This window comes from Larkinella punicea (assembly GCF_003334855.1).
Taxonomy (GTDB): Bacteria; Bacteroidota; Bacteroidia; order Cytophagales; family Spirosomataceae; genus Larkinella; species Larkinella punicea.
The window spans coordinates 1-12059 of the sequence record NZ_QOWE01000016.1 but is presented as its reverse complement, the minus strand read 5'-3'; the positions used below and the strand labels follow the sequence as shown (position 1 = coordinate 12059).

Genomic DNA, 12059 nt, shown 5'->3' with positions numbered 1-12059 from the left:
ACCTAAAATTAAAGTATAATTGCTAAGTTAATCTAGTTTAATTACAACCTGAATTTCCTGACCGACTCCCCTTACCAATGAACCATCGTGTTATCTGGGCTATTTTGATGGCCCTCCTTCTGCCTTGCACGGTTTTCGGACAGCCTGCTTCGGCGGATAGTTCATTCCGGGAGCAGGCCATTCGGTACGCACACGCCCGCTACGTTCGATCAACCGCCGATCAGGCGCGGTTATACAATGGCGCCGAATACGTCGGCCACCTTCCAACCATCAAAGGCTATCCGTACCTCGACTCGCTCTGGCGCACCGGCTCCGTCACCTACGATGGCATCACCTACCAGAACATTCGCCTGCTTTACGATCTGGTGGATGACGTCGTGGTGGTCCCCCACATCGACAGCGTATACCGGATGCAGTTACAAAACATCAAAGTAAGCCGATTTTCGATTGCCGACCACCAATTCATTCGGATCGTGCGGGATACGGCCCACAACATCGGCCTGCGAACGGGCTTCTACGACCAATTGTACGATGGGCGGTCGAAAGTGCTGGCAAGACGGGTCAAAACCATCCGAACCGAACTGGTGCAGAACGCCGTCAAGGAAGAATATTTATCGGAAAATAGCTTTTACATCGGCAAAAACGGCCTCTTTTATCCCGTCAAAACCAAACGATCGGTCTTGAATCTGTTTGCCGATCAAAAGAAAACCCTCCGCAAATACCTCCGCGAAAACCGCATCAAATTTGCGAAGAACCGCGAAGCCGCCATTGTAAAACTCACTCAGCAGTACGACGCAGCAACCCGATCGTTATGACGAAATTTTACCGAACCTTATTCCTGTTGTGCTGTTTTGTGGGTTCGCTCACCGCCGGTTTTGGGCAACAGGTGGCTGAGAAAAACATCCGCGGGCCGTTCACCAACCTATCCTTCGAGCAGTTTGTTCGGGAGGTGGAAACCCAGACCGATTACCGGTTTTTCTACAACCTCCGTGATGTCGACAGCATCCGGGTCAACTACGACAAAAGCGGCCAGAAACTGCCGACGGTTTTGCAGGAGGTGCTGCAAGGGACCAGCCTGTATTACGCCATCGACGCCAAAAAACAGGTTTTCATCACGCCGGAACGCGCCATTCGGACGGAGTTGCCCATCGGTTTTTTTGACCGGGGCAACAGCACAAGCGAAGGTGACACGAATGTGGTCGATTACCTGGCGGAAAAAGAAAAACGCCGGATTACGCTCGAAACCCGCTTGTTCAACATCGGCCGGGCCACCAACCCCGTTCGGCCCGGCAACGCCAACCTGGCGGGCCACATCCGGAATGCCGCTTCGGGCGAACCGGTGATTGGCGTGGCGGTGTACATCGACAAACCGCGCATTGGCGTCGTGACCGATCAGTTTGGCTATTACTCGATTACGCTGCCGCGTGGACGGCACGAACTCCGGGTGCGCAGCATCGGCATGAAGGATACGAAGCGGCAAATTATGCTCTATTCGGACGGCAAGCTGGAAATTGAGATGGAGGACGACGTGATTGCGTTGAAAGAAGTGGTGATCGAAGCCGAAAAAGACGTGAACGTGTCGGGGCTGCAAATGGGCCTCGAACGGCTGGACATCCGAACGCTCCGGCAGGTGCCAACGGCTTTTGGCGAAGCCGATCTGCTGAAAGTGGTGCTGACCTTGCCGGGCGTCAAGTCGGTGGGGGAGAGTAGCGTGGGGCTGAACGTCCGGGGCGGCTCGACCGACCAGAACCTGATTTTGTACAACGACGCGACGATTTACAATCCGTCGCACCTGTTCGGATTTTTCTCGGCCTTCAATCCGGACATGATCAAAAGCGTCGAACTCTACAAAAGCGGTATTCCGTCGCGGTATGGCGGGCGGTTGTCGTCGGTGCTGGAAGTGACCACGCGCGACGGCAACAAGAAAAAACTGTCGGGTTCGGGCGGAATTGGCGTTTTGACGGGCCGGCTGACGCTGGAAGGACCGATTATCAAAGAAAAGTCGTCGTTTCTAATCGGCGCGCGGTCGACCTATTCCGACTGGTTGCTCAGCAGCCTGAAAAATCCGGCATTCAAAAACAGCCGGGCAAATTTCTACGATCTGAACGCCCACATTACCCACGAATTCAACGAAAAAAATACGATCTACCTCACCGGCTACTACAGCCAGGATGAGTTTCGGCTCAACAGCGATACGGTTTACAACTACAACAACATGAACGCGACGCTGAAGTGGAAACATATTTTCAATACCAAGCTCTACAGCGTTTTTACGGGGACCACCAGCCGGTATAAATATTCCGTTTCCAGCGATCAGAATCCCGTCAATGCCTACAAGCTTACGTTTCAGATCGACCAGACGACGTTTAAAACCGATTTTAACTATTACCCGACGGCCAAACATACCATTGATTTTGGCGTCAGTTCGAACCTGTACAAACTGCATCCGGGGCAATTCCAGCCGTTGGGGGGCGAATCGCTGGTTCGGCCGGATGTGGTGCCGACGGAGCAGGCGCTGGAAAGTGCCATTTATGTGGGCGACCGGTTTGATATTTCGCCCCGGTTTTCGATCAGCTTCGGCTTGCGGTATTCGCTGTTCAATTACCTCGGCCCGAAAGACATCAATGTGTATCCGAATGGGTCGCCCAAAACGGAAGCCAATATCCTGGACACGCTTTCGTACGGAGCCGGAAAAAACATCAAGACCTATCACGGCCCCGAATACCGGGTTTCGGCGCGGTATGCGTTCACGCCCGATGCATCGATCAAGGTCAGTTTCAACCGGATGCGGCAATACCTGCACATGCTGTCGAACACCACGGCGATGGCTCCCACCGACATCTGGAAGCTGAGCGATCCGAATATTCTGCCGCAGGTGGGCGATCAGTTTTCGGTCGGTCTCTACAAGAACTTCAAAAATAACACCATCGAAACCTCGGTCGAAGGGTATTACAAAACGATGGACAACGTGCTGGATTTCCGCAGTGGCGCCACGCTGATTATGAATCATCACCCCGAAACGGAGGTGGTTCGGGCGGAAGGAATGGCGTACGGCGTTGAATTTCTGGTCAAAAAAATCACCGGGCGGTTCAACGGCTGGCTGAGCTACACCTACTCCCGCACGTTTTTGCGCGTGGATCGGAGCGTGCCGCAGGAGAATATCAACCAGGGCGAGTACTACCCCAGCAATTTCGACAAACCGCACGACGTGACCTGGGTTGGCAATTACCGCATCAACCGGCGGTTTAGCGTTTCGCTTAATTTTACGTACAGCACGGGTCGGCCCATTACACTGCCGCTGGCGAAGTACGAGCTGGCGGGTTCGCCCCGGGTGTATTATTCGGAGCGGAACCAGTACCGGATTCCGGACTATTACCGCGCCGACTTATCGCTCAACATCGAGGGCAACCACAAGGTTAAAAAGCTGGCCCACAGCTCCTGGACGGTGGCCGTTTACAACCTGACAGGTCGCCGGAATGCCTACTCGGTGTATTTCACCTCCCTGGGCGGGGTGGTACGAGGGTATAAACTCTCCATTTTTGGGCAGGCAATTCCGACGCTCACGTACAATTTCAAATTCTGAGCATGAGAAAATACCTGACGATAGGGATTGCACTACTGATCGGGAGTTGCGTCGATCCGTACCGGCCGCCGGAAGTTTCGGCTCCCAACACCTATCTCGTGGTCGACGGTTTTCTGAACGCTACGGGGGGGAGTACCATCCGCCTGTCGCGGACGCAGAACCTGTCGGAGAGCAAAAAGCCGACCATCGAGACCAAAGCGACGGTGAAGGTGGAAGGCGAAAAAGGCGGAAGCCAGACCTTTGTCGACCAGGGTGATGGGACCTATACGCTGGCTGCTGGCGGGTTGCAGTTTAATCAGAAATACCGCCTGAGCATCAAAACAGCCGTCGGGCGCAGCTACGCGTCAGACTATGTAACCGTGAAGCAGACGCCCAAAATTGACAATGTAAGCTGGCAGGCGCAGAATCAGGGCGTGCAGTTTCAGGTAACCACGCATGACCCAACGAACAACACAAAATATTACCGCTGGGAATACGAAGAAACCTGGGAGTTTTACTCGGCCTATTATTCGAGCGTCGACTACCTGAACAAGCAGTTTGTGAGTCGGGCAGAAAATATCAACCATTGCTGGCGGACCGAAAAATCGACCGGCATTTTTGTGGCTTCGTCGGTAAAACTAACGGAGGATGTGATCAATAAATTTCCACTGGTCTTTGTCTCCAATTCGTCTTCCAATCGCCTGAAGATCCGTTACAGTCTGCTGGTCAGGCAGTCGGCTTTGACGGCGGAAGCGTTCGAATACTGGCAGAATCTGCGGAAAAATACCGAGAGCCTGGGGTCGATTTTCGATCCGCAGCCGTTTCAGGTCATCGGCAACATCCACGGCGTAACCGACCCGAACGAACCCGTGGTGGGCTATTTGAGCGGTTATTCGGTGGAGGAACAACGCATTTTTGTTAGCCCGACGCAACTGCCGTCTACCTGGCGAATTCCGAGTGGCTACGAGTCCTGTGTGCCGGATACGGTTTTGCTTGCGCCCCCTGCCCCCGACCTATCGGCCGCAGAGATGGCGGGAGCGGGCTGGATTCCGATCGAGGGCTACCTGTCCCCGCAGGGTATTTTAATTGCGTACCTGATGGGGTCGCCCACCTGCATCGATTGCCGAACTGCGGGGGTGAACGTTAAACCCGGTTTCTGGTAAAAGGCGCAGACTGATGTATAGTGTTATCGATTGATTTTCAATTAGCTCATGAATCGGATCAACTTTAGTTGGCTTAGTCTTCTCCTGATCGCAACCATCCTCATCGATAGTTGCGTCGATCCGTACCGGCCGCCGGCGGTTTCGGCTCCCAATACCTATCTGGTGGTCGACGGTTTTCTGAACGGATCGGGCACCAGCAGCATCCGGCTGACACGCACGCAGAACCTGACGGACGGCAGCAAACCCACGGTGGAAACCAAAGCGACGGTGATGGTGGAGGGCGAAAAAGGTGGAAGCCAGACCTTCGTCGACAAGGGCGATGGGACGTATACACTGGCCGCTGGCGGGTTGCAGTTTAATCAGAAATACCGCCTGAACATCAAAACAGCCGCCGGGCGAAGCTATCAGTCCGACTACGTCACCATTAAACAGACACCCAAAATCGATAACGTAAGCTGGAAGGCGCAGGATCAGGGCGTGCAGTTTTATGTAACGACCCGCGATCCAACGAACAACACGAAATATTACCGCTGGGAGTACGAAGAAACCTGGGAGTTTTATTCCGCATTTTACTCCCGGGTCGAATACCTGAACAAGCAGTTTGTTTCCCGGATGGACGACGTCAACCATTGCTGGAGCAACGGAAAATCGACCGGTATTTTCATCGGCTCGTCGGAGAAACTGACGCAGGACGTAATCGATCAATTTCCGCTGGTGTTCGTTTCCAATACCTCTTCCAATCGCCTGAAGATTCGGTACAGCCTGCTGGTCAAGCAGTATGCCCAAACCGCAGAATCGTTCGAATACTGGCAGAATCTGCGGAAAAACACCGAGAGCCTGGGGTCAATTTTCGATCCGCAGCCGTTTCAGGTCATCGGCAATATCCACGGCGTAACCGACCCGAACGAGCCGGTGGTGGGCTATCTGAGCGGTTATTCGGTGGAGGAAAAGCGGATTTTTGTCAATGCCTCCGAACTGCCGCCCTGGCGGATTCCGAGCATGTACGAAGCCTGTCTGCCGGATACCGCTCCCATCTTCAGAACGCCGGAAAAACCATCGGCGGCCGATCAGGCGGAGTCGGGAGCCATTCCCATCGATGAAATTCTGTCCCCTATGGGTCAAATAATCGCTTACCGGATGAGTTCGGCCTATTGCGTCGATTGCCGGACATCGGGTACCAACGTTAAACCGACTTTCTGGTGATGATCTCGCAAGCCATGAATCCACAGAGAAAATACCGGCGTGTAGCCCCTAAATCCCCTAAAGGGGACTTGGACGCGGAACAATCCGGATACGTAAAGTCCCCTTTAGGGGATTTAGGAGCTACACCAGGCAGAATCCTGGCCGTTTTCTTCCTCCTGACTCTCCTCGGCACGCTACCGGTTTGGGGACAAACGGAAAATCCGATCCGGAAGCAGCTCGATACCTACCGAAACCAGACGTTGCAGGAAAAACTGTTTGTCCACCTCGACCGCTCGTTTTACGTAGCCGGCGAGTTGATGTGGTTCAAGATCAACTACGTCGATGGGACGTTTCACCAGCCCTTGTCGTTGAGTAAAGTGGCTTATCTGGAGGTGTTCGACAAAGAAAACCGCCCGGTTTTGCAAACCAAAGTGGCCCTGGCCGACGGTTCGGGCAACGGCTCCCTGTTTCTGCCCACCACGCTGGGTTCAGGGAATTACCTCGTTCGGGCGTATACCAACTGGATGAAAAACACCGACCCTGACTATTTCTTCGAAAAACCGGTTACGATTGTCAACACGTTTCGGAAACTGGAATTGCCGGTTTTGAAAGATTCGCTGGCCTATGATGTTCAGTTTTTCCCGGAAGGCGGTAATCTGGTTCGGAACTTGCCCGGTAAGGTGGCCTTCAAAATGGTTGGGATAACCGGAAAAGGGATTGATTTACAGGGCGTTGTTCTGGATCAGGACAACGACACCGTCGTCAGGTTCAGACCGCTGAAGTTCGGCATGGGGCGTTTTACGTTCAGCCCCGCCGAAGGAAAGCAATACCGGGCGGTGCTGACCGATGCTGCCGGGAAGACGTTCACGCGTCCGTTGCCCGCCGTTCAGGAGCAGGGCTACACGATGCAGGTAGAGGAGCAAAGCCAGGATCAGCTTCGGGTTACGGTGAAAACCACGGCGCCATCGGCCTCGCTGGTGTATTTGCTGACGCATACGCGGCTGGCGGCCATTCGCGCCGATGAGCAAGGCCTGCGCGACCATACGGCCTCGTTTCTGATCGATAAAAAGACGCTGGGCGAAGGCATTTCGCACCTGACGGTTTTCGATGCCAGCCGGAAACCGGTGTGCGAACGGCTGTATTTCAAACGGCCGGAACGGCGGCTGACGATCGACGCTAAATTGACGAGCGGAGCGTTATCAACCCGCGAAAAAGCGGTTTTTGACCTGACGACGCAGGATGAAACCGGGAAATCGGCACTCACGGATCTTTCCGTGGCGGTCTACCGGCTCGATTCGCTCCAACCGGCGGAGTCCGGGGATATTCTGAGTTATTTGCTCCTGACGTCCGATCTGCGGGGCGGGGTCGAATCGCCGGACTATTACTTCCGGGCCACAGGAGCCGAGGTGAATGAAGTGACCGATAATCTGATGCTGACCCAGGGCTGGCGCCGGTTTCGGTGGGAGACGGTTTTGCAAAGCGACCGACCAGCCGAAGCGCATTTGCCAGAGGTAAACGGGCATTTTATCCGCGGAAAAGTGATTCATCCGGGAACGGGCCAGCCGGGGCGCAACATCGGTTCGTACCTGTCGGTGCCGGGCAAACACATTCTGTTATACGGTTCACGGTCGGACAAAGAGGGGCGGATTCACTTTGAAATGAAGGAGTTTTTCGGACCCAAAGACCTCGTCGTGCAGCTTAATCCGAAAGACAGCCTGTTCCGAATCGAGTTGCAGAGCCCTTTTCACGACCGGTTTTCGGCTTCCCGCCTGCCGGTTTTCGATTTTCCGACGGCCTTGAAAGAACCGCTGCTGGCCCGCAGCATTCCGATGCAGGTGCAGAACGCCTATTATCGCGAAAACCTGAGTCGATACCGCTTGCCCCAGGTCGATAGCGTGGCGTTTTATGGCGTTCCGGACGAAAAATACCGGCTCGACGATTTCACCCGGTTTCCAGTGATGGAAGAAGTTTTTCGGGAATATGTGCCGGGGGTGATGGCGCGAAAACGCCGGGATGGTTACGTAATCAGCCTGCTTGATACGCCCCACAAGCAGTTTTTTGACGGAAGCCCACTGGCGTTGCTGGACGGCGTTCCGATTTTCAACATGGATAAAGTGATGGAAATCGATCCGCGAAAAGTGCAGCGGCTGGACGTTATAACCCGGCGCTACATCGTTGGGCCGCTGGTTTTCGACGGCATCATCAGTTTTACCACCTACAAAGGCGATCTGGCGGGCTACCGTCCGGATGCCAAAGCGTTACTGGCCGACTACGAAGGCTTGCAGATTCCGCGCGATTTCTACACGCCCCGCTACGATACGCCCCAGCGGTCGGGGAGCCGGATGCCGGATTTGCGCAACCTGTTGCACTGGGTTCCCACGCTGAAAACCGATGGACAGGGCAAAGGGCAACTGGAGTTTTATACGTCGGATGAGGAAGGAACGTACCGGTTTATGATCAACGGCATCACGGCCGATGGCCGGGCCGGGAGTCGGCAGGGAACATTTGAGGTCACGAAAGTGATCAAATAATGAATCAAATCGTCACTGGTGGCGAAACCACTCTATCAGCTCCTGATTAAACCGATCGGCTTCCTCAAATTGGGGCGTGTGAGCGCTTTCTTCGAAAATATGGATGGTAAGGTTGTGGAACTGAGATTTTACCTGGTCCCATAAAAACGGTGTTCCTGTCAGATAGTCGTATCGCCCCAGGGCTAAAAATACCGGTTGTGTCAGCTTAGCCAGTCCGCGGGTTATGTCAATATCACGAAAAATTACACCCCAGACGTGATCAATAACCGACATATTCGTGTAAACACCCTCCCAGAGATGGGTGGCATCAAACCGGTAATTGTACCAGCTCAAGGGGCCGGTAGCCAGGCACAGGTGAACAAACCTTCGTTCGGGTTCAGCCGCAATTCGGTCCGGCAATTCCGCCATACTTGCTTCGAGGGCTTTTTTGCGATCGATTTCCGCTTCTTTTTCAAAAAAGTCACTTCTAGCCTGAGCAGTTGCCAGGCTGAAATCCGGACTTCCGCCAATCAACACAAGATTCGACACCCTTTGAGGGTATTTCTTGGTGTATTCAAGGGCTAGGAAGGTATGTCCGGAGTGGCCAATAATCACAAAGTACTCCAGACTTAATGCCTTTCTGACCGTTTCGATGTCAGATAGCAACACATCCAGGGTAATTTCTTCGTTTTTGGAACCGTCTGACGGGGGAGGAGCAAAACCCCGATGGTCGATAAAAATCAACTGCAATTGCTGGCGGATCGTGCCTAAAAACGTTCTGGGATAATAGATTGAGCTACCTATTACCAAGGCTGGAAAACCCTCTCCTTCGATGGAAAATCCTAACCATACGCCCTGGATTTCAATAATTCCTTTGCGATCCATTTGTTAATAAATTTAGAAGCAAAACAAGGGATTCGCGTTATAATCGCCAAGCAAGTATTGCCCAATTGGTCAAATTGAGAGGTTGAATTGTACCATAAAATGAATGAAGTGCATTGGCAGTGTCGCACAAATCAGACCATATCCTGCAGCTTTTCGCGCTCCGACCAGTCGATTTTTTCGGAGCCGGTATTTTCCAGCAGGTGATTGATGAACGTTGCGATCCGCGTGGGAACGTAGCCGGAAGCCGTTGTGTCGATCAGCGAAATCTTGCGCTTCACAAACCGGCCCACCGTGGATTTTTCCGCCAGTTCGAACAGGAAATTGGTTTTGGTGATGCTGTTGTTGAAAAAATAGGGATTGCTGCCGGTGATGTAGTTGATCAAAACCAGCCGCGACGACGACTGTTTGACGACGGCGTGCAGCCGGATTTGCTTCTTCTCGTCCAGGTAAACGCCCAGATCTATTTTCTCTTTGGGAATGACGGTTTGCAGGTATTCGTTGGCCGACCGCCGGAATTGCTCCTTGGTTTCCCGCTCCTCGCGTTCCACAAATTCGATTTCGGATGTGCTGACCATGGCCGCAATGAAATTGGCCATATCGAAAACCAGCGACGGAACCGCAATGGGCGTAATGGTTTTTTTGTAGAAATAGGTCTTCTGACTGGGGCCCTTAATTTCCTTGATACTGAACGCGTTGAAGTAATGGTGCGCAATTTTTCGGAAGGTATCGTCTTCCAGATTGAAGACGTTTTCGTAGAACCCGTTGTCGAGCCAGCCCCCGTCGGAAACGATGTATTCCTTGTCTTTGAACGACAGGAAAACCGAAATGAATTTCTGCGTCGTCGTGGTATACGGCGTAATAATTTCCAGTGATTTTCCCCGCTCTTTGAACGTCCAGAGCTGGCCGAAGGCGGTTTTGATGTCGTTGTAAATCTCCTCGAATACCATTACAGAAATAAAACCGTTGAGTTGGGGTCTTTTTGGGTCACGTGCAGCGGCAGTGCGTTGGGCAACACCCGGATCAGGGGAAATTCGTCGTCGCGCAGATTCAGCTTCGCTTCCTGACAAAAATACGCCAAACTGCGGGTAATATCTGTATCCTCCGTCGTTTCCGGCACGGGATAGGTCACATTGGCTCCCTGCTGGTTATACTGGCTGAAATGGGGCGTGGTAACGCGTTGCCGGGCGAGCGGAATCGACTCGTCGGCGTTCCGGTGGGTGCAACCGTCGCTGTGAAACTCAAAAAACGGTTCTTCGCTCAGTTCGAGGCACCGCAGTTCGAACCGGAAAAAGTCGTGATCATTGCATTTGACCCGAACCGTCAGCGTGATTTCCGCGTCAAGATCGCTGTGCGACACGGCGGTTTTCCCCTCCAGAAAGGTTGAATTGCCTGGAATTTTGACGACATCGACCGTATCCCGCAGCACGTACTTATGCTCCCGCAGCAATTTCCGATAAAACCCGTATTTGCTTCGAATCGCCGGTACGATGGACATTCTGGGTAACGATTACGCCTGTACATTGAAAAAAAGAGGAGTGGTAAGTACGCAAAAGAAATTGAGAAAGAAGCGGGTTGGACGAAAATTAATGCGTTGGCGGGGTATAAACTTATCGTGGTTATGGGGAAACTTTTTAGGATTAGGCAAAGAATTATAAATGTAAAATGATGAATATTAAATGTAAAAGTCGCTTCCGATCCAGCACATTTACATTTAATATTCATCATTTTACATTTATAATTTCCCTTTCTTTTTATTGAATTTTGAAGTGAATGAAATCCTGAGTCTTATTTCTTCGCTTCGTCGTAGCTCAATCCGTACTGTTTCAGCACGTTTTCCGGAACGCCATCCCATTTGTTGGGTGTATTGCCGACGTATCCCAGGTCTTCGATGCCCATTTTGCTGGTGTAAAAACCGCCCAGCACGAAATTGCGCATCATCGTAAAAAACGCGACACCCTGCGTCATGTCGGATGGTACTTTTTTGGCCGGATAGGCAATCTGTTCCACCATGTCGATTTGCTGTGCTTTGGTGCATTTTGCAAACGGATTCCCGTAGCGGCTGACGCACTTGGCGTTCAGCCAGCGCAGCCCACCGCGCATCGGCGTCTGGTTGCGGGGCTGATCGCGCATCATGAACTCGATGAAAGCCGGTACGCCGGCCTGCGACGCGCTCCCCGATTTGGCATCGGCCGGAATGATGATGTCACTCAGGATGGTGACGGTTTGCAACTCCACCGGGGTAAAGAATTTCTCAGCCGCGAGGAGTTTCAGATCGCGCTCGGCCTCGAATTTCTGCCGACCCGGCAGCAGCTTGACGGCGGGTTTGGGTTCGGGTGGTTCCGGCACAGCACCCTCCACTGGCCCAACTGCCAAACCGAGTGACGCGACCGATATAGCTTTAAGGGTATCTCTGCGTTTCATGGTTTTTAAAGATTAAAAAAATAGCTGAAGTAGATCGATTGTCGCGTAACACTTTAAGTTTTTTAGTTCTACGTGTTTTCCATCTATGAGCTGGTTCCATAAATTACCCATCCCGTAGGGATCTAACAGCGAAGCGTCGGTAGAAAAGTCGATTCGCCCAACGCTCCTGGCGTGCCGATAGGTACGCAACGATTCAAGTCAACGATGCCGTCGCGTACCTATGAACTGTCAAATTTTACAAGTTTGAAACCAAATTTTCTTCGGTTGGCAGGTTTAGTCGAGAATCAAACGGCTTCCCCGATTGTAAGACGGCTAAGGCCACCCGGATCCATTTAT

9 protein-coding genes are annotated in these 12059 nt (G+C 52.6%); 5 read left to right on the top strand and 4 right to left on the bottom strand.

Annotated features, from left to right (window positions below; all coding sequences use genetic code 11):
- Positions 1–77: 77 nt before the first annotated feature.
- From DUE52_RS19015 to DUE52_RS18995, 5 genes are read left to right on the top strand one after another with little or no spacing between them, the layout of a single operon-like run.
- Positions 78–815: a hypothetical protein gene (locus tag DUE52_RS19015; protein ID WP_133299876.1), complete on the top strand. Its 738-nt coding sequence runs from the start codon at positions 78–80 to the stop codon at positions 813–815.
- On the top strand, positions 812–3583 hold the full coding sequence (locus DUE52_RS19010; RefSeq protein WP_114407627.1) for a TonB-dependent receptor: 2772 nt from the start codon (positions 812–814) through the stop codon (positions 3581–3583). Before DUE52_RS19015 ends, DUE52_RS19010 begins: the two co-directional genes overlap by 4 nt.
- A gap of 2 nt (positions 3584–3585) precedes the next feature.
- Positions 3586–4725: a DUF4249 domain-containing protein gene (locus tag DUE52_RS19005; RefSeq protein WP_114407626.1), complete on the top strand. Its 1140-nt coding sequence runs from the start codon at positions 3586–3588 to the stop codon at positions 4723–4725.
- A gap of 48 nt (positions 4726–4773) precedes the next feature.
- The gene (locus tag DUE52_RS19000; RefSeq protein WP_114407625.1) at positions 4774–5928 is read left to right on the top strand and encodes a DUF4249 domain-containing protein; all 1155 of its coding nucleotides are present in this window, start codon (positions 4774–4776) and stop codon (positions 5926–5928) included.
- A gap of 14 nt (positions 5929–5942) precedes the next feature.
- Positions 5943–8438, top strand: coding sequence for a hypothetical protein (locus DUE52_RS18995; protein WP_229312227.1), 2496 nt, complete (start codon positions 5943–5945; stop codon positions 8436–8438).
- A gap of 12 nt (positions 8439–8450) precedes the next feature.
- Here DUE52_RS18995 and DUE52_RS18990 read toward each other — a convergent pair whose 3' ends face one another.
- The 4 genes from DUE52_RS18990 to DUE52_RS18975 form a co-directional block, all read right to left on the bottom strand.
- Positions 8451–9302: an alpha/beta fold hydrolase gene (locus DUE52_RS18990; protein WP_114407624.1), complete on the bottom strand. Its 852-nt coding sequence runs from the start codon at positions 9300–9302 to the stop codon at positions 8451–8453.
- Between the two features lie 131 nt (positions 9303–9433).
- Positions 9434–10249 carry a hypothetical protein gene (locus DUE52_RS18985; protein WP_114407623.1) on the bottom strand — a complete coding sequence of 272 codons (816 nt, stop codon included), beginning with the start codon at positions 10247–10249 and terminating at the stop codon, positions 9434–9436.
- Positions 10249–10797 carry a hypothetical protein gene (locus tag DUE52_RS18980; protein ID WP_114407622.1) on the bottom strand — a complete coding sequence of 183 codons (549 nt, stop codon included), beginning with the start codon at positions 10795–10797 and terminating at the stop codon, positions 10249–10251. The genes DUE52_RS18985 and DUE52_RS18980 overlap by 1 nt, the downstream gene beginning before the upstream one ends.
- 290 nt (positions 10798–11087) lie before the next feature.
- Positions 11088–11723, bottom strand: coding sequence for a gluconate 2-dehydrogenase subunit 3 family protein (locus DUE52_RS18975; RefSeq protein ID WP_114407621.1), 636 nt, complete (start codon positions 11721–11723; stop codon positions 11088–11090).
- Between the last annotated feature and the right edge of the window lie 336 nt (positions 11724–12059).

Bases quoted from the DNA above. Each gene is read 5' to 3' on its own strand.
- DUE52_RS19015 (WP_133299876.1), top strand. From the start codon at position 78: ATGAACCATCGTGTTATCTGGGCTATTTTGATGGCCCTCCTTCTGCCT.
- DUE52_RS19010 (WP_114407627.1), top strand. From the start codon at position 812: ATGACGAAATTTTACCGAACCTTATTCCTGTTGTGCTGTTTTGTGGGT.
- DUE52_RS19005 (WP_114407626.1), top strand. From the start codon at position 3,586: ATGAGAAAATACCTGACGATAGGGATTGCACTACTGATCGGGAGTTGC.
- DUE52_RS19000 (WP_114407625.1), top strand. From the start codon at position 4,774: ATGAATCGGATCAACTTTAGTTGGCTTAGTCTTCTCCTGATCGCAACC.
- DUE52_RS18995 (WP_229312227.1), top strand. From the start codon at position 5,943: ATGAATCCACAGAGAAAATACCGGCGTGTAGCCCCTAAATCCCCTAAA.
- DUE52_RS18990 (WP_114407624.1), bottom strand. From the start codon at position 9,302: ATGGATCGCAAAGGAATTATTGAAATCCAGGGCGTATGGTTAGGATTT.
- DUE52_RS18985 (WP_114407623.1), bottom strand. From the start codon at position 10,249: ATGGTATTCGAGGAGATTTACAACGACATCAAAACCGCCTTCGGCCAG.
- DUE52_RS18980 (WP_114407622.1), bottom strand. From the start codon at position 10,797: ATGTCCATCGTACCGGCGATTCGAAGCAAATACGGGTTTTATCGGAAA.
- DUE52_RS18975 (WP_114407621.1), bottom strand. From the start codon at position 11,723: ATGAAACGCAGAGATACCCTTAAAGCTATATCGGTCGCGTCACTCGGT.